The 23,958-nt window shown below is 62.0% G+C and carries 17 protein-coding genes and 1 pseudogene; 11 read left to right on the forward strand and 7 right to left on the reverse strand.

Annotation, left to right across the window (positions count from 1 at the left end; genetic code table 11):
* The first annotated feature begins 3 nt into the window (after positions 1–3).
* The 8 genes from ccmI (at position 4) to NE852_RS06605 (ending at position 11,150) form a co-directional block, all read left to right on the forward strand.
* Positions 4–1,161: a c-type cytochrome biogenesis protein CcmI gene (gene ccmI / locus NE852_RS06570; RefSeq protein ID WP_258156322.1), complete on the forward strand. Its 1,158-nt coding sequence runs from the start codon at positions 4–6 to the stop codon at positions 1,159–1,161.
* On the forward strand, positions 1,158–1,640 hold the full coding sequence (gene ccmE, locus NE852_RS06575; protein ID WP_258156323.1) for a cytochrome c maturation protein CcmE: 483 nt from the start codon (positions 1,158–1,160) through the stop codon (positions 1,638–1,640). The genes ccmI and ccmE overlap by 4 nt, the downstream gene beginning before the upstream one ends.
* Positions 1,637–3,625 (forward strand): heme lyase CcmF/NrfE family subunit, encoded by a 1,989-nt coding sequence (locus NE852_RS06580; RefSeq protein WP_008522751.1) that lies wholly within the window; start codon positions 1,637–1,639, stop codon positions 3,623–3,625. The genes ccmE and NE852_RS06580 overlap by 4 nt, the downstream gene beginning before the upstream one ends.
* Positions 3,622–4,077 carry a cytochrome c-type biogenesis protein gene (locus NE852_RS06585; protein ID WP_008522750.1) on the forward strand — a complete coding sequence of 152 codons (456 nt, stop codon included), beginning with the start codon at positions 3,622–3,624 and terminating at the stop codon, positions 4,075–4,077. The genes NE852_RS06580 and NE852_RS06585 overlap by 4 nt, the downstream gene beginning before the upstream one ends.
* A gap of 163 nt (positions 4,078–4,240) precedes the next feature.
* On the forward strand, positions 4,241–5,824 hold the full coding sequence (locus NE852_RS06590; protein WP_008522749.1) for a Do family serine endopeptidase: 1,584 nt from the start codon (positions 4,241–4,243) through the stop codon (positions 5,822–5,824).
* 66 nt (positions 5,825–5,890) lie between these two features.
* Entirely contained in the window at positions 5,891–6,646 is a 756-nt protein-coding gene (locus NE852_RS06595; protein WP_374992001.1) for a response regulator transcription factor, read from the forward strand.
* Entirely contained in the window at positions 6,643–8,055 is a 1,413-nt protein-coding gene (locus NE852_RS06600; RefSeq protein WP_008522747.1) for a HAMP domain-containing sensor histidine kinase, read from the forward strand. Before NE852_RS06595 ends, NE852_RS06600 begins: the two co-directional genes overlap by 4 nt.
* Positions 8,056–8,192: 137 nt before the next feature.
* Positions 8,193–11,150 (forward strand): bifunctional [glutamine synthetase] adenylyltransferase/[glutamine synthetase]-adenylyl-L-tyrosine phosphorylase, encoded by a 2,958-nt coding sequence (locus NE852_RS06605; protein WP_258156324.1) that lies wholly within the window; start codon positions 8,193–8,195, stop codon positions 11,148–11,150.
* Between the two features lie 33 nt (positions 11,151–11,183).
* Here the strand turns inward: NE852_RS06605 and NE852_RS06610 are convergent, their stop codons facing one another.
* On the reverse strand, positions 11,184–13,130 hold the full coding sequence (locus NE852_RS06610) for a HAMP domain-containing methyl-accepting chemotaxis protein (protein ID WP_008522739.1): 1,947 nt from the start codon (positions 13,128–13,130) through the stop codon (positions 11,184–11,186).
* On the opposite strand from NE852_RS06610, the gene NE852_RS06615 reads away from it, so the two are divergent.
* Positions 13,118–13,387, forward strand: a complete 270-nt coding sequence (locus NE852_RS06615; protein WP_128623480.1) for a hypothetical protein — start codon at positions 13,118–13,120, stop codon at positions 13,385–13,387. The two genes, NE852_RS06610 and NE852_RS06615, sit on opposite strands and share 13 nt — an antisense overlap.
* Before the next feature lie 216 nt (positions 13,388–13,603).
* Here NE852_RS06615 and NE852_RS06620 read toward each other — a convergent pair whose 3' ends face one another.
* From NE852_RS06620 to NE852_RS06630, 3 genes and pseudogenes are all read right to left on the reverse strand, one after another.
* Complete coding sequence (locus NE852_RS06620) at positions 13,604–15,913, reverse strand: PAS domain-containing sensor histidine kinase (protein ID WP_008522738.1); 2,310 nt, start codon at positions 15,911–15,913, stop codon at positions 13,604–13,606.
* A 192-nt stretch (positions 15,914–16,105) separates the two neighbouring features.
* Positions 16,106–18,754, reverse strand: a complete 2,649-nt coding sequence (gene pepN, locus NE852_RS06625) for an aminopeptidase N (protein ID WP_258156325.1) — start codon at positions 18,752–18,754, stop codon at positions 16,106–16,108.
* Between the two features lie 183 nt (positions 18,755–18,937).
* Positions 18,938–20,043, reverse strand: a pseudogene (locus NE852_RS06630) (methyl-accepting chemotaxis protein).
* Positions 20,044–20,383: 340 nt separating this feature from the next.
* Here NE852_RS06630 and NE852_RS06645 point away from each other — a divergent pair.
* Positions 20,384–21,322 (forward strand): DMT family transporter, encoded by a 939-nt coding sequence (locus tag NE852_RS06645; protein ID WP_008522714.1) that lies wholly within the window; start codon positions 20,384–20,386, stop codon positions 21,320–21,322.
* Positions 21,323–21,569: 247 nt separating this feature from the next.
* Positions 21,570–22,442, forward strand: coding sequence for a hypothetical protein (locus NE852_RS06650; RefSeq protein ID WP_008522713.1), 873 nt, complete (start codon positions 21,570–21,572; stop codon positions 22,440–22,442).
* On the opposite strand, the gene NE852_RS06655 is transcribed toward NE852_RS06650, so the two are convergent.
* The 3 genes from NE852_RS06655 to NE852_RS06665 all read right to left on the reverse strand — a co-directional run bounded on the left by NE852_RS06655 (position 22,443) and on the right by NE852_RS06665 (position 23,896).
* Positions 22,443–22,589: a hypothetical protein gene (locus NE852_RS06655; RefSeq protein ID WP_258156328.1), complete on the reverse strand. Its 147-nt coding sequence runs from the start codon at positions 22,587–22,589 to the stop codon at positions 22,443–22,445. It abuts the gene before it with no gap.
* Positions 22,590–22,684: 95 nt separating this feature from the next.
* Complete coding sequence (locus tag NE852_RS06660; RefSeq protein WP_258156329.1) at positions 22,685–22,876, reverse strand: hypothetical protein; 192 nt, start codon at positions 22,874–22,876, stop codon at positions 22,685–22,687.
* 132 nt (positions 22,877–23,008) lie between these two features.
* Positions 23,009–23,896 (reverse strand): uracil-DNA glycosylase family protein, encoded by an 888-nt coding sequence (locus NE852_RS06665; protein WP_008522711.1) that lies wholly within the window; start codon positions 23,894–23,896, stop codon positions 23,009–23,011.
* Positions 23,897–23,958: the final 62 nt, after the last annotated feature.

Consider the following 23,958-nt stretch of genomic DNA (forward strand, 5'->3'; position numbering starts at 1 on the left):
GGTATGCTGTTCTGGATTCTCGTTGCCGTTCTGACGGCAGTCGTCGCCGCTGTCCTGCTCTACCCCCTTCTGCGCGGAGCGAAGGCGGCGGAGAATAGCCGCGCAGGCGAGGCTGCCGTCTATCGCGATCAACTGCGCGAACTCGACCGGGATCTCAATGGCGGCCTTATCACGCCGGAGGAGGCTGATTATGCCAGGGCTGAAATCGGCCGGCGGCTGATTGCCGTCTCCGCCGATGAGCCGGGGGGGGCGCCGAAGGCGGCACGACATCACCGTTTCACCGAGGCTTTTGTCCTTTTGCTTCTGCCGGTTCTTGGGCTCTGTCTCTATTTGACGACGGGCCGGCCGGACCTGCCCTCGCAACCGCTGGAAGCGCGGCTGGAAAACCCCGGCAACGATGTTGCCGTGCTGATCGCCAAGGCGGAACGACATTTGGCGCAGAATCCCGATGACGGCAGGGGTTGGGATGTGCTGGCGCCGATCTATATCCGCACGATGCGGGTGAACGACGCGCAGACCGCCTACCGCAATGCGATCCGCCTTCTCGGCCCGAGCCCGATCCGCCTCGACGGCCTTGCCGAGACGCTGATGGCGCTCTCCGATGGCGTGGTGACGGAAGAGACGCGTCAGGTGCTCGAACAGTCGCTGAAGCTGGAACCGGACAATCCCCGTGCCCGCTTCTACATCGCCCTTGGCATGGAGCAGGCGGGACGGCCCGACGACGCGCGCCAGGCCTTCGAGGCGCTGGCGAAACAATCGCCGGCCGATGCGCCCTGGCTGCCGCTTGTCAACGAACACATCGCCATGAATGGCGGCGCGCCGGCAGGCGCCAATCCTGTCACTCCCGGTGCAGGGCAGGCTGCTCCCGGCAACCCCACGCAGCAAGATGTGGCGGCGGCTGAGAACATGAGCGCCGGCGACCGGCAGCAGATGATCCGCGGAATGGTCGAAAGCCTTGATGCCAAGCTCAGCCAGGATCCGAATAATTTCGAGGGTTGGATGCGGCTTATCCGCTCTTATGCGGTATTGAACGACAAGGATCGCGCCACCGATGCCCTAAAGCGTGGGCTCGCGGCCTTTCCGCCTGCCGGCGAACAGGGCAAGCAGCTTCTGGCGCTCGCCAAGGAGCTCAACATAGCCACGGAGGGACAGACCGAATGACCCGCAAGCAAAAGCGCCTTGCTGTGATCGGGGGCGGTGTGAGCTTCATCATCGCGGCCGTGCTGCTGGTCATGTTCGCCTTCAGCCAGTCGGTCGCCTATTTCTACATGCCGGCGGATCTCGCAAAGACGCCGGTGGCGCCGGAAACGCGCATCCGGCTCGGCGGGCTGGTGGGTGAGGGCAGCGTCGTGCGCGGTACCGGCTCGACCGTGGAATTTGCCGTCACCGACGGCAGCACCAATGCCGTGAAGGTCAAATATACGGGCATCCTCCCTGATCTCTTCCGCGAGGGTCAAGGCGTCGTCACGGAGGGCATGTTCGCCGCCGGGACGAATATCTTCATCGCCGACACCGTGCTTGCCAAGCATGATGAGACCTACATGCCGAAGGATGTGGCCGACAGGCTGAAGCAGCAGGGGCTGTGGAAGGAGGGCCAAGGGGCAGAAGGCAAAGCGCAGGAAGCGAAGGCGACGCCATGATCATCGAGATCGGCCATTACGCGCTGGTGCTGGCGCTGGCAACGGCGCTCATCCTTTCGGTCGTGCCGGTGATCGGCGCCCGCCGGCTCGATCGGGCGATGATGGATGTGGCCACCGTCGGCTCGCTTGCGATGTTTGCGCTTGTCGCCTTCTCCTTCGGCGTTTTGACCTATGCCCATGTCGTTTCGGACTTCTCGGTGGAGAACGTCTGGGAGAATTCGCATTCGCTGGTGCCGCTGATCTACAAATATTCCGGCGTCTGGGGCAATCACGAGGGATCGATGATGCTCTGGCTGTTGATCCTGACGCTGTTCAGCGCGCTGGTCGCACTCTTCGGGCGCAATCTGCCGGAAACGCTGAAGGCCAACGTGCTGGCCGTGCAGGCCTGGATTTCGGTCGCCTTCACGCTCTTCATCCTGCTGACTTCCAATCCCTTCCTCCGGCTCGACCCGGCACCCGCCGAGGGCCGCGATCTCAATCCGGTGCTGCAGGATGTCGGTCTGGCGATCCACCCGCCACTGCTCTATCTCGGCTATGTCGGTTTCTCCATTTGTTTCTCCTTTGCCGTCGCCGCCCTCATGGAAGGGCGGATTGACGCCGCGTGGGCGCGCTGGGTGCGGCCCTGGACGCTCGCTGCCTGGACCTTCCTGACGCTTGGCATCGCCATGGGCTCCTACTGGGCCTATTACGAACTTGGTTGGGGCGGCTGGTGGTTCTGGGACCCGGTGGAAAACGCCTCCTTCATGCCGTGGCTCGCCGGCACCGCGCTTCTGCATTCGGCCCTCGTCATGGAAAAGCGTGAGGCGCTGAAGATCTGGACGGTGCTGCTGGCCATCCTCACTTTCTCGCTGTCGCTGATGGGCACGTTCCTGGTGCGCTCCGGCGTGCTGACTTCGGTCCATGCCTTTGCCAGCGATCCGAGCCGCGGCATTTTCATCCTCTGCATCCTGCTGATCTTCATCGGCGGCGCGCTGTCCCTGTTTGCCTTCCGCGCACCGCGGCTTTCGGCCGGCGGGTTGTTCGCGCCGATCTCGCGCGAGGGCGCGCTTGTTGTCAACAATCTGATCCTGACGGTCGCCTGCGGCACGGTGCTGACGGGCACACTCTATCCGCTGTTGCTGGAAACGATCACCGGCGACAAGATCTCCGTCGGGCCGCCCTTCTTCAACATGACCTTCGGCCTGCTGATGGCACCGCTCATCTTCATCGTGCCCTTCGGGCCGCTGCTCGCCTGGAAGCGCGGCGATCTGCTCGGCGCATTGCAGCGCCTCTACGTGGTGGCGGGGCTGGCCTTCGCAGCGGCGGTGATCTTCTTCTATATCGAACATGGCGGGCCGGTGCTTTCGGTGCTCGGGCTTGCGGCAGGGCTGTTTCTGATCCTTGGTGCGGCCGCCGATCTCTGGTACCGCGCCGGCATCGGCAAGGTTGCAGGCGGTGTTGCCTGGCGCCGGCTTAGCGGCCTGCCGCGCTCTGCCTTCGGAACGGCGCTCGCCCATGCCGGCCTCGGTGTCACCGTGCTCGGCATCGTCGCTGTCACGACCTTTCAGACCGAGCACGTCATCGAAATGAAACCCGGCGAGACGACGGACGCCGGTGGCTACAGCCTGAATTTCGACGGCATCCAGCCGGGCAGAGGGCCGAACTATACAGAGGATCGCGGCCACTTCACCGTCCGGCGCGCAGGCGTCGCGGTCGCCGACACCTGGTCGGCCAAACGCCTCTACACCGCCCGCCAGATGCCGACGACGGAGGCAGGCATCCTGACCTTCGGGCTCAGCCAGCTCTACGTCTCGCTCGGCGACGCCACCAAGGACGGCGGCATCGTCGTGCGCATCTGGTGGAAGCCTTTCATCCTCTGCATCTGGGGCGGAGCGCTGATCATGGCTTTCGGCGGCCTCGTCTCACTCTCCGACCGGCGGCTAAGGGTCGGCGCCCCGCGCAGGAAAGCAAAACCGGCAGCGCCTGCGATGGAGCCGGCGGAATGATGCGGCGTCTCCTCCTCACGTTGGCTTTGCTGCTGGTGGCCGCACCCGCCTTCGCCGTCAATCCCGACGAAGTGCTGGCCGATCCGGCATTGGAAGCAAGAGCGCGCACCCTTTCGGCAGAATTGCGCTGCATGGTCTGCCAGAACCAGTCGATCGACGATTCCAATGCCGATCTCGCCAAGGATCTGCGCCTTTTGGTGCGCGAGCGCATCACCGACGGCGACAGCGACGAGGCAGTGCTGAACTATATCGTTTCGCGCTACGGCGAGTTCGTGCTGCTGAAGCCGCGGTTCAGCACGAAGACGCTGCTGCTCTGGGGCGCGCCGGTTCTACTGGTGCTTACCGGCGGGCTTTCTCTGATCGCCTTTGCGCGCAGGAGGACCGGCAAGCCGACGGGCAGCAAGCTGACAACGGACGAGCAGGCGCGACTGAGCGAGCTTCTCGACAAGTGAGGCCCGAAGCCGCGGTCGTCCGTTGTGACGGACCCGGAAGCAAACATTACGAACTTTTCATTGGCCGGACAGTTCGCAGTAAGGTGGGGCATCCTATATCTCTATTCATCGACTGATCCGGCGTCGCCGGTCTGAAGATCTAAGAACAAGAGAAGGTGCTCCAATGCTCAAGAATTTCAACGGACGTCCGTCCTTCGCCACTGTGCTCAAGGCTTCTACCGTCGCCGGTATCGCAGCCGCTGTGCTCGCAACCGGCGTTCCGCTCGAAATCACCCGGTCTTATGCTGAAGCCGTCAAGGTTCAGGCGCCTGCCGTTCCGAGCTTCGCCAATGTCGTCGACGCCGTATCGCCGGCCGTCGTTTCCGTCCGCGTCGAAAACCGCGTCAATCCCGTCGCCGACAATGACGGCTTTTCCCTCGACGGCCGCGGCTTCGACGATCTTCCCGACGATCATCCGCTGAAGCGCTTCTTCAAGCAGTTCGGCCAGGACCCGAATGACCAGCAGAGCCATCCGCGCCGCTTCGGCCAGAATGGCCCGAATGGCGGTCCGAACGGCCCGGGCGGCAAGGGTCGCCTCCGCCCGGTTGCTCAAGGGTCCGGCTTCTTCATCTCCGAGGACGGCTATATCGTCACCAACAACCATGTCGTTTCCGATGGCCAGGCCTTCGTCGCGGTCATGAATGACGGCACCGAACTCGATGCCAAGCTGATTGGCAAGGATCCGCGCACCGACCTCGCCGTTCTGAAGGTCGATGGCAAGGGCAAGAAGTTCACCTACGTCAACTGGGCCGACGACAACAATGTCCGCGTCGGCGACTGGGTCGTTGCCGTCGGCAACCCCTTCGGCCTCGGCGGCACGGTGACGGCGGGTATCGTCTCGGCCCGTGGCCGCGACATCGGCTCCGGCCCTTATGATGACTACCTTCAGGTGGACGCCGCTGTGAACCGCGGCAACTCCGGCGGCCCGACCTTCAACCTCAGCGGCGAAGTCGTCGGCATCAACACTGCGATCTTCTCACCATCCGGAGGCAGCGTCGGTATCGCCTTCGCCATTCCGGCCTCGACCGCCAAGGATGTCGTCGCCGACCTGATGAAGGACGGCCAGGTGTCGCGCGGCTGGCTGGGTGTCCAGATCCAGCCTGTCACCAAGGATATCGCCGAATCCATCGGCCTTTCCGAGCCGAGCGGCGCACTCGTCGTCGCCCCGCAGGCCGGATCGCCGGGTGACAAGGCGGGCATGAAGGCAGGCGACGTCGTCACTGCTCTCAATGGTGAGACGATCAAGGATGCGCGTGACCTCAGCCGTCGCATCGGCGCAATGCAGCCTGGCAGCAAGGCCGAGCTTTCGGTCTGGCGCGCCGGCAAGGCGCAGTCTCTCACCGTCGAACTCGGCACGTTGCCGGCCGACCAGAAGGAGGCGTCCGCCGACGACAACAACCAGCCGCAGCAGCCGGAGGCGCCGGCTTCCGAGAAGGCTCTCGCCGATCTCGGCCTGACAGTTGGTCCCTCTGACGATGGCAAGGGTCTGGCGATCACCGGTATCGACCCTGACTCAGACGCTGCCGACAAGGGCATCAAGGAAGGCGAAAAGATCACCTCAGTCAACAATCAGCAGGTCTCCACCGCCGCTGATGTCGTCAAGGTGCTGAACCAGGCCAAGAAGGACGGCCGCACCCGCGCCCTCTTCCAGATCCAGTCCAGCGAAGGAAGCCGTTTCGTAGCGCTTCCGATCAACGGCCAGGGCTGATCCTTAAGAAAACAGCAGCCGTGCGGAGGAAACTCCGCGCGGCTCGATTCTTCTGACCTTTCAAGGATGATCGTGATGAGCGCCGCCCCGCAGGAACACGCTTTGAGCCTTGCCGAAACACAGCCGGCGGGTAATGTCGGCCGCATGAAGATTCTCATCATCGAAGATGATCTCGAAGCAGCAGTCTACCTCACGAAGGCCTTTCGCGAGGCAGGCATCGTTGCCGATCACGCCAGCGATGGCGAGGCCGGCTTGTTCATGGGATCCGAAAATACCTACGACGTCATCGTCATCGACCGCATGCTGCCGCGACGCGATGGGCTCTCCGTCATCAGCGAGCTGCGCCGGAAGGCCATCCATACGCCGGTCCTCATCCTCTCCGCCTTGGGACAGGTTGACGACCGCGTCACCGGTCTTCGCGCCGGCGGCGACGACTACCTGCCGAAACCGTATGCGTTCAGCGAATTGCTGGCGCGTGTCGAGGTGCTCGGCCGCCGCAAGGGCACGCCGGATCAGGACGTCGTCTACCGCGTCGGCGATCTCGAACTCGACCGGCTTTCCCACGAGGTGCGCCGCGCCGGCAAGGAGATCCTGCTGCAGCCCCGCGAGTTCCGTCTGCTCGAATATCTGATGAAGAATGCCGGGCAGGTGGTGACCCGCACCATGCTTCTCGAAAACGTCTGGGACTACCATTTCGACCCGCAGACCAACGTCATCGACGTGCATGTCTCGCGCCTGCGCTCGAAGATCGAAAAAGACTTCAGCCAGCCGCTCCTGAAGACGATCAGGGGCGCGGGGTATATGATCAAGGATGAGGGATGAGCCGCTTCAGGGTTCTCTTCAAATCCACCGCAGTCCGCCTTTCGGCACTCTACATCCTGCTTTTTGCCATCTGCGCCGCGACGCTCGTCTTTTATGTGACGGCGATGTCGGAACGGCTGCTGACCGGCCAGATCCGCGACGCCGTCAGGCAGGAGGTGGAGCAGGTGCAGCGCGCCTATGACACCGGCGGCATGAACCTTCTTCTGCGCACCATGGAGCGGCGCGCCCGTCAGCCGGGCGCCAATCTCTACATCATCGCTGGTCCCTCCGGCGATATCCTTGCCGGCAACGTCGCCTCGGTCGAGCCTGGTGTCTTCGAGGAGATCGGCTGGACGTCCGCTCCCTTCGCCTATCAACGCTATACGGACGGCGGCGGCGTCGAGCGCCGCCACAGGGCGATCGCCAATATCTTCGTCCTCGACAATGGCCTCAGAATCCTCATTGGCCGCGACCTCGGCGATCCCGAACGTTTCCGTCTGCTGGTGCGCCAGGCGCTGATGATAGCTTTGGCGATCATGGGGCTCGGGGCGATCATCATCTGGTTCGCCATCGGGCGCAATGCGCTGAAACGTATCGATCGCATGTCGGATGCCAGCAAGAAGATCATGGCCGGCGATCTCTCGCAGCGCCTGCCGGTCGGCGGATCCGGCGATGAATTCGACCGGCTTTCGATGTCTTTGAATACCATGCTGGAGCGCATCGAGAAGCTGAACGAGGGCTTGCGGCAAGTCTCCGACAATATCGCCCACGATCTCAAGACTCCGCTGACGCGCCTGCGCAACAAGGCGGCGGATGCGCTCGACATGGGTGATGGCGAGACGCGGCGTGTGGCGCTCGAAGGCATCATTTCCGAATCGGATCAATTGATCCGCACCTTCAACGCGCTGCTGATGATTTCCCGCGTCGAGGCGGGATCGGTCGCGGCGGAAATGTCGCCTGTGGAGCTTTCGGCCATCGTCTCCGATAGCGCCGAGCTTTACGAGCCGGCGGCGGAAGAAGCCGGGCTCGGCCTGAGCTCCAGCATCGAACCGGATGTGGAGGTGCAGGGTAATCGTGAACTGATCGGTCAGGCGATCTTCAATCTGCTCGACAATGCCATCAAATATTCCTCCGATACGCAAGGCGCAGGCGTGGTGTCGTTGAAACTTGCCCGCCGCCCTGATGGCATCTGCCTTTCGGTGGTCGACCATGGGCCGGGCGTTCCGGCCGACAGGCGCGACGACGTGGTGAAGCGCTTCGTTCGCCTTGACGAAAGCCGCTCGAAGCCCGGCACGGGGCTCGGGCTTTCGTTGGTGGAGGCGGTGATGGAGCTGCACAACGGCCGGCTGGAGCTCTCCGATACCGATCCCGACAAGCCCGAACAGCGCGGATTGACCGTCAGCATGATCTTCCCGGCCCAGGCTGCCTGATCTCTTCCCCCGAAACACCATCGGCTGAATCGCGTATTGGCGGTTTACCGCCGAGACCCTAGTTTAATGCCGATCGAAGGAGGCGTCCCCGCGATTCTGCGGGCCTGTTTCCTTCAGCGGTAAGGCAGGGAGAGCGCATGCTGACGAAATCGACGCATGGCCTGAAGGATGTGGCCGAAGGGCTGCTGCGTCCGCTGAACCAGGCGGAGCTGAAACTGGCGCTGGCCGACCTTCAGGAGGCCGGCAAAAGCGAGCCGTCGGTCGCCGCGATGCTGAAGACGGAGGGCCCGTTGCGCGATTTCATCGCGGCGGTGCTGACGCTGTCGCCCTATCTGCGAGACATCGTCAATCTCGACCCTGCCGTCCTTGCCGGCGCCATCGGGCAACCGCTGGAACCACAGATCGAGGCGCTGGTCGCCGAGGCGCGCGATTGCTGGCGGCCGGACGACGACGGTGCTGCACCGGCAGAATCCGTGGTGATGAGCAGGCTGCGTATCATCAAGCGCAAGGTGGCTTTCCTCGTCGCGGTCGCCGATCTCTCGCGCATCTTCGACGGGCGGGCGACGACGGGCTGGCTGAGCGAGCTTGCTGCGGCGTCTGTTGCCGCCGCGATCGACCATCTGCTGCTGGCTGCACATGAGGGCGGAAAGCTGAGGCTCAGAAATCCGGGGGTGCCGAGCGAGGACTCCGGACTGATCGTGCTCGGCATGGGCAAACTCGGCGCATGCGAGCTCAACTATTCTTCCGATATCGATCTAGTCGTCTTCTTCGATGAACAAGCAGGCATCGTGCCCGACCCCGACGATGCGATCGAGGTTTTCCCGAGAATGATGCGCCGGCTGGTGCGCATCCTCCAGGAGCGGACGGCGGACGGTTATGTCTTCCGCACCGATCTCAGATTGCGCCCCGATCCCGGCTCGACACCGCTTGCGATCCCCGTCGATGCGGCGATGATCTATTACGAGGGCAGGGGCCAGAACTGGGAGCGGGCAGCCTTCATCAAGGCGCGCGCCGTCGCGGGCGATCTTGCTGCGGGTGCAGAGTTTCTGCGCGGGCTCGCTCCTTTCGTCTTTCGCAAATATCTCGACTATGCCGCGATCGCCGATATTCATTCGATCAAACGGCAGATCCATGCGCACAAGGGGCACGGCGCGATTGCGGTCAAGGGTCACAACGTCAAGCTCGGTCGCGGCGGCATCCGCGAGATCGAATTCTTCGTGCAGACGCAGCAGCTGATCGCCGGCGGCCGCATGCCGGCGCTGCGTGGCCGGGCGACGGAGGAGACGCTCGGCGAACTCACCAAGGCGAAATGGATCGACGCGGAGACCCGCAACGAGTTGACGGAGGCCTATTGGTTCCTGCGCGATGTCGAGCACCGCATCCAGATGGTGCGCGACGAGCAGACCCACCTGCTGCCGGAAACGGATGCCGACCTGAAGCGCATAGCCTTCATGATGGGCTTTACCGATACGCCGAGCTTCACCGAAAGGCTGGTTGGCGTGTTGAAGACCGTCGAGCGGCGTTATGCCCAACTGTTCGAACAGGAGAGCAAGCTTTCCGCCGGGACCGGAAATCTCGTTTTCACCGGCCAGGGCGACGATCCGGATACGCTGGAGACGCTGAAGAAACTGGGTTTCACCAGGCCGTCCGACATTTCCCGCATCATCCGCACCTGGCACTATGGCCGCTACCGCGCGACGCAATCGGTCGAGGCGCGTGAAAGGCTGACGGAGCTGGCGCCGCAGCTCCTGCGTGTCTTCGGCGAAAGCAAGCGCGCCGACGAGGCGTTGCTGCGCTTCGACAGTTTCATCTCCGGCCTTCCCTCCGGCATCCAGCTCTTCTCCCTGCTCGGCAGCAATCCGGCGCTCTTGTCGCTGATCGTCAACATCATGTCCTCCGCGCCCCGACTGGCCGAGGTGATTGCGGCCAAGCCGCATGTCTTCGACGGCATGCTCGATCCCGGCCTGATGGCCGAACTGCCGACGCGCGACTATCTCGGTGAGCGGCTGAAGGGCTCGCTTGTCCAGGCACGCCACTATGAGGAAGTGCTCGACCGGCTGCGCATCTTCGCCGCCGAGCAGCGCTTCCTGATCGGCATTCGCCTGCTGACAGGCGCGATTAACGGCGCGATGGCCGCGCGCGCCTTTACCCATCTGGCTGACCTCATCATCGAGGCGGCGCTCGATGCCGTGGTCAGCGAGATGCGGGCAGCCCACGGCGACTATCCCGGCGGGCGCATCGCGGTCGCCGGCATGGGCAAGCTCGGCAGCTTCGAGCTGACGGCCGGTTCCGACATCGATCTGATCCTGCTCTATGATTATGACGACGCGGCGGCCGAATCCGATGGGCCGAAGCCGCTCGATGCGACGCGCTACTTCACCCGCATCACCCAGAGGCTGATCGCCGCCTTCTCGGCGCCGACCGCCGAGGGCGTGCTCTATGAGGTCGACATGCGGCTGCGCCCCTCCGGAAACAAGGGGCCGGTCGCAACCCGCATCAACGCCTTCGGCAAATATCAGCGCGAGGAAGCGTGGACCTGGGAGCATATGGCGCTGAGCCGCGCCCGGCTGATCTGCGGCGACGAGAGCCTTACCGCCGAAGCGGAGCATATCGTCCGCGAAGTCCTGTCGGCCGATCGCAACATCGCCAAGGTGGCGCATGACGTCGCCGAGATGCGCGACCTGATCGATAGGGAAAAGCCGCCATCCGGTCCCTGGGACCTGAAGCTCATTCCCGGCGGCGTGATCGACCTCGAATTCATCGCGCAATACCTGGCCCTGATCGCCCCGACCAGCGGCGTTGGCATCGCCGTGAATGGGATGAGCACCGGCGAAGCCCTGAAGGTGCTCGGCGATAGGCTGATGGCGCCGACCGATCTCGACCTATGTCTCGAAGCTTTCGCGCTTTATACCAGCCTTTCGCAGTTGATCCGTCTCTGCATCGACGGCCCGTTCGATCCGAACGACGCGCCATCAGGCCTCATCGAGCTCGTCTGCCGCGCCGGCGACTGCCCCGATATCAAGACGCTGGAAGGGGAGGTGAAGCGATTGTCGAAGACAGTCAGGAAAATATTCCTGACTGTTATAAAGACCTAACAATCCCAGCGCTGTCCGGCAGTTGAACGTCGATCAAAATTCCTCCCAAGTCTGAGCGGCGATAGCCTTGCTCCCGCCGCCGAAGGCGCCGGCAACCTTCTGAGTAAGTGCGCGGGCAGGCGAGGTGACGGGCTGGCTGGCATGATTGGCCACCCGTGGAGCGGCCGCTCCGAGTTTAAAGCGAGCGACGAGGTCGCGGAGCTTCGCGGCTTCCTGGGCCAGGCTTGATGCGGCAGCCGTCGATTCTTCCACCATTGCCGCATTCTGCTGTGTGCTCTGGTCCATCGAATTGACCGCGGTATTGATCTCCGCCAAACCTGTCGCCTGTTCTTTTGCCGAGACGGAAATCGAGCTCATATGGTCGTTGATCTGCCCGATGAAGCCACCGATGACGTTTAATGCTTCCCCGGCATTGCGCACCAGCTTCACGCCGCCTTCCACTTCGGTTGTCGAAGTCTGAATGAGGCTCTTGATCTCCTTGGCGGCCTGAGCCGAACGTTGCGCCAGTTCGCGCACTTCCTGTGCGACCACCGCAAAACCTTTGCCTGCCTCGCCTGCGCGCGCCGCCTCGACCCCGGCATTGAGCGCCAGCAGGTTCGTCTGGAAGGCGATCTCGTCGATGACACCGAGGATGTTGGAGATCTGTTGCGCGCTCTGCTCGATCCGTCGCATCGCCTCTTCGGCCTGTGAAACCACCTCTGCAGACTTCGCCGCACTCTGGTTGGCCTGGGTCGCGACCGTACGGGCTTCTTCCGTTGTCTTCGTCGACGAGCTGACATTTGCGGTGATCTGATCGAGCGCGGCTGCGGTCTCCTCCAGCGAGGAAGCCTGATGCTCGGTGCGTTTGGCGAGGTCCTCGGCGCTGGTGGCGATCTCGCGCGTGCCGCTGTCCATTGTGGTGATGCTGTCCGCGATCGTCGACAGGGTCGTATTCAGCTGGCGGACCGACTCGTTGAAATCATGACGGAGAGGTTCGAAATCCGGTGCAAAAGTCTCATTCAGTTGAAAAGCCAGGTCGCCGGCCGCCAAGCGCTTCAGACCCGCGCCGAGATGTTCGGAGGCAAAGCGCAGTTGCTCGGCTTCCATTTCCATGCGCTTCTGGGTCGCGGCCCGCTCGCCATCCTGTTGTTGACGCGACGCACGTGCTTCACCTTCGAGGCGGCCGTTGGTAATGGCCGCTTCCCGGAACACATCCACCGCGGCCGCCATGGCCCCGATCTCGTCCAGGCGGCCGACGAACGGGATCTGCGTCGATGTATCGCCGGAAGCAAGATTGCGCATCGCGCTGGTGATCCGCGCGATGGGCTTGGCGATGGCGCGGCTGCCGAAAACGGCGGAACCCGCAAGAGTCATGAGGACGAGCATGCCAACGCCGAGGCTCAGCTTTTGGGCCAGGCTTTGGATCTCGGTCATGTCGACGTTCGATTGCCGTGCGCTTTCCTTGGCGGCATTAACGCCTTCGTCCAGCGTCTTGGTCGCATTTTGAGCGATTCCCAGCAGCTTTGCTCTCAGTTCTTCCTCTTGCTGTTTCAGGTTTGCATCAGGTGCCGATTGACTGAGCTTTGCTCCGATGACCTTTGCGAGGTCACCGGTCAAGGCAAAGTAAGCGTCGGACATGCCCTTAACGTTCTGCATTCGATCCGAGTCGGCACGCACCGTCATGGCGGAGATCGCCTCGTTCAGGTATTTGCTCGCCGATTCGTGGTTCTCGGCTATGAAGGCAACCGCTGTCGCAACTTTGTCCGGTGAATCGGCGAGGCGCAAATCGCGCACGCCGACCTGCATGCCTCGAACAGATGCTTTGGTATCCACGGCATTGCGCGAAATGATCAGCTGTCGCCGTTCGAGACTCGCGCTCTCATTAACCATTCGATCCGTCAGCCAAGTGGTCGTCAGCATGGTGATGACCATGACCATTCCGAGACCAGACATAATTGCCAGTTTGGAGCTGATGCGGGAGAAGATGGATGACGGCAACATTCGGTTTCTCTGTGTGGAAAACAGGATGTCGTCATGATCCCTGTCTTAAGATCCTGAGAATAGCTCGCAGAAACGGTGGCCGGGTGAGTGATTCAACCGGCGGCAATGCGTTGTTTAAGCTGAGCAAAAAGCTGAAGATTCTTTGCCAGCTACAGGCCAGTTATCGTTCGTGGCAGTTGCCAAATCGTTACCCCTGCATCTCCGCGCAATTTATCCTGCGTAACCCAATTTTTTTGTTCGCTTTTTGGATACTTTAGCATTTCTGCAATTTCGATCTGCTGGCGCGGGACTTCGTAGAGCCGTGACGTAGGGATCACGGGAACGGCCAACGACCGGCATTGGGTGAAGTTCGAAGCGATTGCAGGGGAACGGTCAATCGTCGCTTGCCCGGAAGCAGAGGGCGGATAATCGCCTAGATTGTCAGGCGCTTGACCCCGTCATAGCAAGTCTTTCGTTCAGTATGGGTCGCGGCCTCAGACATCATCCGGAATCCGCAGCGAGATCACGGTACCCACAGCCTCGCGGGAGCGGATCTTCATGCGTCCGCCATGCAGCGACGTCAGCGAACGGGAGATGGCAAGCCCGAGGCCGGAGCCGCCCTTGCTTTTGGCGTACTGGCTCTGGACCTGCTCGAAGGGCTGGCCGATTTTGGATAGCGCCGAGCGCGGAATGCCGATGCCGGTGTCGGCGATGGTGACGAGCACGGCGCCGTCGACACGGCGTGTGCGCACCGCGATGCGGCCGCCGTTGTCGGTGAACTTCACCGCGTTGGAGAGCAGGTTGAGCAGCACCTGTTTCATCGCCCGGCGATCGGCCATCAGCGTCAGGCCGGAGCAGATGCGCTGGTCGATGACGATGTTCTTTTCAGCCGCCGGAATGGCGGTGAAGCGCAGGCTTTCCTCGATCAGCGGCACGAGGTCGATGCGCTCGCGGTGCAGCCGGAGGTGCCCGGCCTCGATCTTCGACATGTCGAGAATGTCGCTGATGACGTTGAGCAGATGTTTGCCGCTGTCATGGATATCGCGGGCATATTCGTCGTATTTCAGCGAGCCGAGCGGCCCGAACATCTGGTTCTGCAGGATTTCCGAGAAGCCGAGAATGGCGTTGAGCGGCGTGCGCAGTTCGTGCGACATGTTGGCGAGGAATTCCGATTTTGCCTTGTTGGCGGCTTCGGCGCGCTCCTTCTCCGCCTGGTAGTTGGCGTTGGCCGTCGAAAGCTCGTATTTTTGGGCCTCCAGCGTCTGGCGCGAGGCTGAGAGATCGCCGATCGTCGCCATCAGGCGGCGTTCGGATTCGCGCAGCCGCTCCTGATGGCGTTTCATCAGCGTGATGTCGGTTCCGACCGAGACCCTGCCGCCGTCCCGCGTGCGCCGTTCGTTGATCTGCAGCCAGCGCTCGTCTGCAAGCTGCACCTCCGTCGTGCGCGAATAACCGGAGCCGTCGGCATCGGCGATCCGTCGTTCGATGACAGGACGGGCGGCAGCGGCATTGACGATCGAGCGCTCGGTGCCGGGCACGAGCACGCTGTCCGGCAGTCCATAGGCTTGCTGGAAATGGGTGTTGCACATGACGAGCCGATCGTTCTTGTCCCAGAGCACGAAGGCTTCCGAGGTGCATTCGATAGCGTCGGCGAGCCGTTGGTCGGCTTCCGCGTAGCGTTGCGCGAGCCGATGCTGTTCGGTCACGTCCATGGCGATGCCGATCAGGTGCATGCGACCGGAATTGCTGCGGATCACCTGGGCGCGGGCCCGCATCCAGACATAATGACCGCCGGCATGGCGCATGCGGAAGATCTGGTCGACCTGGCCGGAGTGGCCCTTGGCGATGGCGCGCGCGATCTCGTAGAGGCCGCCGTCGTCGGGATGCATCAGCCGTGCTGCCTCGCCGAAACCCATCGTCTTGTCGGAACCGGGCAGGCCGAGCATGTCGTACATCGAGCGCGACCAGAAGAATTCGCGGTTCTCGAAATCGAAATCCCAAAGGCCGCAGCGTCCGCGCGACAGCGCCGTCTCGACCCGCAGGTTCGATTCGAGGAAGATGTCGTCGGCGTCGCGGGCGCGCTTCACCTGCGTGTAGTAGGCATAGAGGATGACGAGCAGGATCGAGGAAATGCCCGCAAACAGCGTGACATTGAGCGCCAGCTCCTCGCGCCAGAGCCGGCCGATCTCGTCGAGCGAGGTGGCTGCCACGATATAGCCGCCGGCACTGCCCATCAACGTGATCTCGGCATAGTGCGGCACGCCGCCGATCGTCGTTTCGATGACGCCGGCGCGATCGCCGAAACGCCGGATTGCCGAGACCTCGGGGAAGAAATCGCCGACATTGCTGCCGACATGCGAGAGCCCGGCGGTCGTCGCGGCAAAGACCTTGCCGCTTGCCTGCACGAGCAGCACGAACGCGCCGCTGTCCAGCCTGTCCTGCGGCAGGAACTTGGCAAGCCGCACCTGCGCCTCGCTGACGTCGCCGCTGTCGAAGATATTGGCCGCGTCGGCAAATACGGCCGCGGCCGTCGCCGCCGAAAGCGCGGTGGCATGGCGGGCCGAGGCCTCCATGCGGGCGTATTCGCTCATCATGCCGAAGAAATGCGAGGTGGCGACGACGGTCAGGAAGGCAACGATCAGCGCCGGAATGGCGCGCTTCAAGATGAGTTCCGCCTTCGGCAAATGACGAAGCAGCGGTTCCGATGTCGCATGACCGGAAAGGCTGTCTCGCCAGGCTTTCAGCCCGTCAAAATCGACACGCAGCCGTCCTCCGGCCACGGTTGCCCGCCGCACGTCCATCATCTCTTCGCCTTGTCCCTCGTGTGATCTCGCGCGCCGCTCGCTCGAACCTGACCTAGAGAATCATGGGTGATTCGCCTTGTCCAGAGGCAAAGGTAAAAATCCGTTAACTATTTCTGATTTCGTGCTTTTCTGCCGATTCGGATTGCCAGGTGGAAGGCCGGCGCATTGTTCGCGACGGCCGTCCGAAGCCGGTTACCCTTTAAGCGTGCGTTCAACGATGTCGCGCACGTCGGTCGAAAGAGTCGGGGCCTGTTCGATCTCGAGGAGTGCTGCGCGAGCATGGTCGGCACGGACCGGTTCCAGCGAGCGCCAGGAGCGCATGGAGGTGAGAATACGTGCAGCAAGCTGTGGGTTGCGCCCATCGATATCGAGAATCTGACCGGCCAGGAAGCGATAGCCTTCGCCGTCGGCGCGGCCGAAGCCGGTCGGATTGCCGAAAGCGAAGCTGCCGACCAGAGAGCGCATACGGTTCGGATTGGTCCGCTTGAAGAGCGGATTGTCCATCAGGGCGCGGACCCGATCCAGGGTTTTGGCGCCCGGAATGCCGGCCTGGATCGCAAACCACTTGTCGATGACGAGCGCATTCTCCGCAAAACGATCACGGAATGTCGCCAGCGCCTCGTTCGTCTCCGCGCTGTCCGGGAAACGGTGGGCCAGGATCGTCAGAGCATGGCTGAGATCGGTCATGTTGTTGGCGGCGTCGAAGGCGGCCTTGGCGCGGGCAGGCGTCTGTTCGGTATAGGAGAGATAGGTGAGGGCGGCATTGCGCAGTGCGCGCCGGCCGGCGCTTTTCGCGTCGGGGCTGAAATCACCCGATGTCGTCATCGTTGCATAGAGGGCGGCAAAGACATCCTTTCCGGCATCGGCGATCTGTTTCAGGACCGCCTGGCGGCCGGCATGGATGGCGTCGGGATCGTTGTTGCCGCCGAGTTCGCGGGCGATGTCGGATTCGCTCGGCAGCGCCAGCGCCTGTGCGCGGAAGGCGGGTTCGAGGCTCTCGTCGCCGGCAGCTGCAATCAGCGCCTCGACGAAAGTCGGCTCGCAGGCCACCGGCTTGTCCTCGCGGGCGTCACGCGCCGCTTTCAGAAGGTTCGGCAATGCGAGATCCGTCAGCGCCTGCCAGCGGGCGAAATGATCCGTCTCATGGCGGGCGAGATGGGCGAGATCGGCCGGGCTTTGATCGAAATGCAGATTGATCGGCGCCGAGAAGCTGCGGTTGATCGAAACGACCGGCCGCGAGCCGACGCCGTGAAACACCGCCGTCTGTGTGCGGCCGGTGAGATGCAGCACCTCGCCGGCATATTCCGCGCCCTCGACCGAGCTCGGCTCGATCTTGCCGCCGTTTTCGCCGAAGAGGGCGACGCTCAGCGGAATATGCATCGGCTCCTTGACCGGTTGGCCGGGGGTAGCGGGCGTCATCTGTTCAAGCGACAGGGTGAAGCTCGCGGCCGCGGCATCATAGCTGCCCGACGCCGTGACGAGCGGCGTGCCGGCCTGATGGTACCAGAGCGAGAATTGCGCGAGGTCGCGTCCGCTCGCCTCTTCGAAGCACTTGACGAAATCCTCGATCGTCACGGCCTCTCCGTCATGGCGCTCGAAATAGAGATCCATACCCTTCTTGAAGCCGTCCCTGCCGAGCAGCGTCGCGATCATGCGCGTGACTTCGCTGCCCTTTTCGTAGACGGTCGTCGTGTAGAAATTGTTGATCTCGCGATATGTCGTCGGCCGCACCGGATGGGCAAGGGGGCCGCCGTCTTCGGGAAACTGCTCCGATTTCAAATGGCGAACCTCGGCGATGCGCTTGACCGGGCGCGAGCGCTGGTCGGACGAGAATTCGTGATCGCGATAGACGGTCAGGCCTTCCTTGAGGCAGAGCTGGAACCAGTCGCGGCAGGTGATGCGGTTGCCGGTCCAGTTGTGGAAATATTCATGCGCGATGATCGTCTCGATATTGGCATAGTCGGCATCGGTCGCGATCTCGGGATCGGCGAGCACGTATTTGTCGTTGAAGATGTTGAGGCCTTTGTTCTCCATCGCGCCCATGTTGAAGTCGGAGACGGCGACGATCATGAAGATATCGAGATCGTATTCGCGGCCGAAGACCTCTTCGTCCCACTTCATCGAGCGTTTCAGGGCGTCCATGGCATAGGCCGCACGCGGCTCCTTGCCGTGCTCGACATAGATCTTCAGCACCACTTCACGGCCGGACATGGTGGTGAACGTGTCTTCGACGACGCCAAGATCGCCGGCGACGAGCGCGAAGAGATAGCTCGGCTTCGGATGCGGATCGAACCAGGCGGCGAAATGCTTGCCGGGGCCATAGCCCGCGCCGCCGAGGAAGTTGCCGTTCGATAGCAGCAGCGGGTTGGGCTCCTTGTCGGCAATGATGTTGACCGTGAACGGTGCCAGCACATCCGGCCGGTCGGGGAAATAGGTAATGCGGCGGAAGCCCTCCGCCTCGCACTGCGTGCAGTAGATTCCGCCCGTGCGGTAAAGGCCCATCAGCTGGGTGTTGGCCTCGGGATTGATGATTGTCGTGATCGTCAGCTCGAAGGGCGCGCTTTCCGGCAGGTCGCGCACCGTCAGGCTTTCCGGCGTCGCGTCATAGCGCGAAGGTTCCAACTCCACCTGGTCCAACAGCAGCCCCGACAGCGTCAGTTCGTCGCCGTCAAGAACGATCGGGGTCGTGGGATCGGCGCCTGGGCGGCGGTGAAAGATGAGACGGGCCTCGACCTTTGTCTCCGTCGGGTCGAGTTCGAAGGTCAGGTCCACGCGTTCCAGTACGAAGTCGGTGGGGCGGTAGTCTGCCAGATGAATAACCTGGCCGGTATCTGTTCGCATGGTGGTTCCTGAAGACCGTTATTGGACAATCGCGGAATACAGAGGCGGGCGCACTCTGCTATAAATTTGCCGGGCATGATTACATTAAAGTCTGAACTAAAGTTAAAGCAAATTGCCCTTGAACATGAAGTTCCCGGTCAAATATTCCGTTTGAAGCCAATGAGTGCGCCTTCTTGGCTTATGCTATTTAAGATTGAAAGCTGTCTTGATTGCCGCATCGCTTTCCGTCCGCTGCACGACGACGCCATACCAGCCGAGCCCATCATAATCCTCGTAGCCGAGGGTGCGCGCGAAGGCGACGATCGAACCGTTATTGTCGTAGTAGCTGCCTTTTGCCTGGCCTGATGGGTTGGCGAGCGCAAAATGGGAAAAGAGGAGCGTGGGATTGGTGGTGGCGATGACCCGGCTCTTGCCGTCGAGCAGCATCACTGTCGTCTTTTCCGCCAGCTGCGGCGGCAGGTTCGCCTCTTTCTCCACGATCGCCTGACCCTGGTTCTGCCAGTCGAAATAGACGCCGAGCGTGCCGATCATCCGCCCGTCGAGCTTGCCGTTTTCGCGGATGCCGGTGGCGTAGACGAGCGCGTGCCTGTTGTCGTGGAGTGGGCTGAATTTGACCTCGTCGACGATATAGGCGTCACCGGAAGCGCAGGCCGATGCCGCACGGAACCACGGATCGCCGGCAAGGCTCATTCCCACGAGCTTGCGCTGGAAATGCGGATTGGCCGAAGCGATCACCTTGCCCGAGAGATCGGTCATGACGAGATCGAGATAGACGGTGTAGAAACGGTTGATGGCGCTAAGACGCTCCGCTGCGAAGGCGACGGTTTCCCGGCCCGGTTCCTGCAGCGCCTGCCAGAGTGCCGGGTCCGTTGCCCACCAGCGCACATCGGCCGTGCGCTCGAAGAGATTGCGGACGATGAGCTGCACCAGGGTCTGCGCGAGATCCGTCAGGCGCACGCCCTCCATCTCCTCGACAAGTGAATCGGCCATGGCGCGGCTGAGGCCGATGCGCCCGAGCACGTTGCTCTCGAACCTGCCGGTGATGTCGGTTGCGATCTGAGCCAGCCGCTGTACCTCGTTGGCGACGACCGCAAAGCCCTTCCCGGTTTCGCCGGCCCTTGCCGCCTCGATCAGCGCATTGATCGCAAGCAGCTGATCTGCTTGACGATATGCGTGTTGTCGGCGCTGAAGCGCTCAAGATCGGTGCTGATGCCGTCGGTAACGACGCGCATGGAGCGAGGCGTCGCATTCTGCGATTGGGCAATTGTTTCTGCGCTGAGCGGCTTCATCAAACTATCCTGGAGGGTGGGTAATCGTTTGGCGGTCAAGGTGATTTTGAAATCGATGACGAAAAACGATGCTCGGCTATGGTTTTCAACTGGTTAATGCCGAGCGGCCATGGGCTGACATTTTAGGGTGAATGGCCTCAAGGAGGAGAATTTTCGACGCAATGCGGACTTACCTGCGCAGATCGAGCCTGTGAGGAAGCAATTTTGCAATTCTGCTGGATTGCTGCGGTTTTTTCGCCCATCGGAATTTTCTTTCGTTACGATGCAGGAAATCATCCGCTGCGTTCCCGAGTCGAACGCGTCTCCCCACCCTGTTAAGTCAGTATCAAGAGCCAGGATCATGCACTCGGTTCTCAGAAATCCGATGAGAGGCATCATGCTGAAAGTCTCGTCGGTCGTGGTCTTCCTGGCCATGCAGACTTTCATCAAACTGGCCGGCTCGGACATTCCGCCCGGTCAGGTCACTTTCTTCAGGTCCTTTTTCGCGCTTTTCCCGATCATGGCCTTTCTTGCCTATAACAGGCAGTTGCGGCCGGCTTTCTACACGGCCAATCCGATCGGGCATCTCAAGCGCGGCACGATCGGCATCATGTCGATGGCTTTCGGCTTTTACGGCCTCATGCATTTGCCGCTGCCGGAGGCGATCGCGCTCGGCTATGCGTTGCCGCTCGTCGCGGTGATCTTCGCCGCGGTTTTTCTCGGCGAGACCGTGCGCGTCTATCGCTGGAGCGCCGTTTTGGTCGGCATGGTCGGCGTCGCTATTATCTCCTGGCCGAAGCTCACCCTGTTTCGTGGCGGCGGCATGGAGGCCGAACAAGCCATCGGCGCGCTCTCCGTGCTGCTTTCGGCCGTTCTCGGCGGCATGGCCATGATCCAGGTGCGTCGTCTCGTCGAGGAGGAGAAAACCACGACGATCGTGCTTTATTTCTCGATCACCGCCTCGGTCTTTTCACTGGCCTCTCTTCCCTTCGGCTGGCTCGTGCTACCGTGGCGGTCGGCAATCTGCCTGATCGCGGCCGGCTTTTGCGGCGGCGTCGCACAGATCCTGCTGACGGAGAGCTACCGTCATGCCGATGTCTCCACCATCGCGCCGTTCGAATACACGTCGATCCTGCTCGGTGGTATCGTTGCCTATTTCCTTTTCGGCGACGTGCCGAGCGTCACCATGCTGATCGGCACGGTCATCGTTGTCGCGGCCGGCATCTTCATCATCTATCGCGAGCGTCAGTTGGGGATCGAACAGAAAGAGGCGCGCAAGGCCATCACGCCGCAAGCCTGAGCGGCTGCAAGCTCATGATATAAAAGCTTTTTAATCCAAGGATTGCCGTGGTCGGAAAGTTGCGCCCAAAGCGTGAAAAGAGTGGTGAATTCTTGGGATATCGCCGACCTGTGAAATATGATTGTTGAACGTGAGAGACTATCATTTATTTGAAGCTGTGCATGTTTGAATGGCCGCTGGTGCCGGAGACGTTTCCGGTGTCGCTGCTCCGAACGCTGGCCCGTGAGCGGAGGTGGAGAAAAGCATAATGGCGTTCACGGCGGAGCAATTGGCGGGGAATTCCTCCTTCCTGATGTGCATCCGCTTTCTGGCCGGACAGACGCGCAGCATGTTCGATGCCGGCCCTCGGCTGGCGCGCCTGCTCGCCTCACACCAGCGCTGGCTTCTCACCCAGACCGCCTATGCCCTCAACCTGGAATATGATCCGCGCGATCCGACGTCGGGTTTCACCGCCGTGCGGCTGACCGGACGCATCACGGCCTACAAGGTCGCGAGCCGAAACACCGTGCTCGCCTTCATCGAAGAACTCCATACCTATCGCTTCATTCTACACACGCCCGGCGACGAGCGGCGGCGGCCACGCCATTTCGAGCCGGCCGAAGTCAGCCATCAGGCGATGTTTGGATGGCTTCTTGCCAACCTCGCCGCGCTCGACCTGCTCGACGGCGGCCAACGGGCAGCTTTTTTTCAAGCAAACCCCTCGTTGATGAGGCTCGTCCAGCCGCGCATTGCCCGCCATTGCCTGGAAGATGCCGCTTGGCGCGAACCGCCGGAGCAGGTGGCGCTGTTTCTCTGGACAGAGGCTGGCGGGCTCGTCGTCGACCACTTCATGTCCCGGATGGACATCGAAAATGCCGAGCCGGACAGGTTCCCTGTCGGCCGCGTCGAAACCCGCGCGCTGGCGAGCGATTTCATGATGTCGCGTACCCACCTGCAGCGGCTGCTGGCCAAGGCGGCGCAGCGCGGCTGTGTCGGGTGGCACGACGAAACGCGCAAGACGCATCTTTGGATATCGCGGAATTTCGTCGAGGAATACTGCGCTTGGCAGGCGGTCAAGTTCGCATATGTCGACGAAGCCTTCGAATGGGCGAAAGCCCAGGTCGAGGAGATGACCATCTAATCAGAGAACGATCGCCGCAACGCTTGCGACTGCATCAGCCGGCTTGACGGAAAGCTCGCGCTCATATTCCCGCGCGGCGCAGACGGCAGCGCGGATATGCTCGAAGGTGTCGATGTTGCACAAAAGCGATATCAGGATCGTAGACATTTCAGGGTACTCTTGACGCGAAAGGGCAGCAATTCAAGGCGCTACAGCGCCCTTTGCGCGTCCGGAAAGACGCGCGGCGCTGTAGAGACTGCTGTTCAATACTGCTGAAAGTCCGCGAAAATAGCGGTCGGACGCGCGATACGGCTGCTGACGCCGGTGCCGCGGGCAACCATCTGTTCGTTCGTGGCAAAGCCGAAACGGCTGTAGCCCTGAGTGGAACGAATCTGATCGCCGGCGAGGCGAAGGGTTTCAAACCCGGAATGGATAGGACGAAAACGCTTGTTCATGGCCTTGGTTCCTGTGATTCCTCCCAAGACACAGGCTTATATTGCAGTGCAACATAGATTCTGCAATGCGTCATGATGCGATGCAGCTATGCGAAAAACGCATGGACCGCTTCATAATTTTTTCAACTTCGTCTAATTTCTGAGCAGGGAGAGGGACTTAAGCTTCGCCTGAAAAGCGAGCAGGTCGTTCCAGGCCAGCCGTTTGTTTACAGGTGCGGTTAACAGATCCTGAGGATGCAGGCTGGCGATTGCGGGAATGACCTGCTCCGCAACTGCGATCTCCCTCCATCGGCCGCGCAGGCCGTGAATCGTATCGTTTTCCCCGAAGAAGAAGCGCGCCGAAAAATTGCCGAGGAGCAGGATCACCTTGGGTTCGGCCAGCGCGATCTGCCGCTCGATGAAGGGCCGGCAAATGTCCACTTCCGCCTGCGACGCGGCTCGATTGCCGGGCGGACGCCAAGGGATGACCTGCGTCAGAAGAATGCCCGAGCGGTTGAGCCCGATCGCGGCCAGCATCTTGTCGAACAGTTGACCGGATTTTCCCGAGAAGGGCGCACCTTCTCGGTCGTCTTCGGCGCCCGGCGCCGAACCGATCACCATGATGCCGCTTGTCGCATCGCCGCTGGCAAAGATGGTCGAGCGGGCGCTATGCTTGAGATTGCAGCCGTTGAAGGCTTCGATCGCTGTCTTGAGTTCACCGAGCGAACGTGCGCTTTCGGCAACGAAACGCGCCTGTTGCACGGCCTCGCCATCGGGAATGGCGGGTTGCGGGCCGGAAGCTGCGCGTTCGGCCGGGGCCGGGCGCGCCGCCGCATTCGGACGCGGCGATATCTGGCGTTCGCCGGCCGCCGCGCCTTCCTGTTGCGCTGGTGTCGCCGGCCGGCGAGCCGCCTTCATCGCCTCGAACTCGGCGAAGCGGTCGACCGCCTCTTCCTCCAGCAGCCATTCCACGCCGGCATCCGCATGGAAATGCAGAAGCGCTGCAAGCTCGGCAGGGGAAAGGTCGTTGGCGGAGATCATGCGACAAGTCTAGCGGAGAGAAATGGGCATTGAAAGGGCGGGCGGCACATTGCCCGCTCTTG

Origin of the sequence: Rhizobium sp. Pop5, from assembly GCF_024721175.1 — a bacterium.
In the GTDB taxonomy this organism is placed as follows: domain Bacteria; phylum Pseudomonadota; class Alphaproteobacteria; order Rhizobiales; family Rhizobiaceae; genus Rhizobium.

Coding starts and splice junctions, on each gene's coding strand:
- NE852_RS06600 (WP_008522747.1), top strand. CDS start 6,643: ATGAGCCGCTTCAGGGTTCTCTTCAAATCCACCGCAGTCCGCCTTTCG.
- NE852_RS06590 (WP_008522749.1), top strand. CDS start 4,241: ATGCTCAAGAATTTCAACGGACGTCCGTCCTTCGCCACTGTGCTCAAG.
- NE852_RS06580 (WP_008522751.1), top strand. CDS start 1,637: ATGATCATCGAGATCGGCCATTACGCGCTGGTGCTGGCGCTGGCAACG.
- NE852_RS06650 (WP_008522713.1), top strand. CDS start 21,570: ATGGCGTTCACGGCGGAGCAATTGGCGGGGAATTCCTCCTTCCTGATG.
- NE852_RS06655 (WP_258156328.1), bottom strand. CDS start 22,589: ATGTCTACGATCCTGATATCGCTTTTGTGCAACATCGACACCTTCGAG.
- NE852_RS06620 (WP_008522738.1), bottom strand. CDS start 15,913: ATGATGGACGTGCGGCGGGCAACCGTGGCCGGAGGACGGCTGCGTGTC.
- NE852_RS06605 (WP_258156324.1), top strand. CDS start 8,193: ATGCTGACGAAATCGACGCATGGCCTGAAGGATGTGGCCGAAGGGCTG.
- pepN (WP_258156325.1), bottom strand. CDS start 18,754: ATGCGAACAGATACCGGCCAGGTTATTCATCTGGCAGACTACCGCCCC.
- NE852_RS06585 (WP_008522750.1), top strand. CDS start 3,622: ATGATGCGGCGTCTCCTCCTCACGTTGGCTTTGCTGCTGGTGGCCGCA.
- ccmI (WP_258156322.1), top strand. CDS start 4: ATGCTGTTCTGGATTCTCGTTGCCGTTCTGACGGCAGTCGTCGCCGCT.
- ccmE (WP_258156323.1), top strand. CDS start 1,158: ATGACCCGCAAGCAAAAGCGCCTTGCTGTGATCGGGGGCGGTGTGAGC.
- NE852_RS06595 (WP_374992001.1), top strand. CDS start 5,891: ATGATCGTGATGAGCGCCGCCCCGCAGGAACACGCTTTGAGCCTTGCC.
- NE852_RS06645 (WP_008522714.1), top strand. CDS start 20,384: ATGCACTCGGTTCTCAGAAATCCGATGAGAGGCATCATGCTGAAAGTC.
- NE852_RS06665 (WP_008522711.1), bottom strand. CDS start 23,896: ATGATCTCCGCCAACGACCTTTCCCCTGCCGAGCTTGCAGCGCTTCTG.
- NE852_RS06660 (WP_258156329.1), bottom strand. CDS start 22,876: ATGAACAAGCGTTTTCGTCCTATCCATTCCGGGTTTGAAACCCTTCGC.
- NE852_RS06610 (WP_008522739.1), bottom strand. CDS start 13,130: ATGTTGCCGTCATCCATCTTCTCCCGCATCAGCTCCAAACTGGCAATT.
- NE852_RS06615 (WP_128623480.1), top strand. CDS start 13,118: ATGACGGCAACATTCGGTTTCTCTGTGTGGAAAACAGGATGTCGTCAT.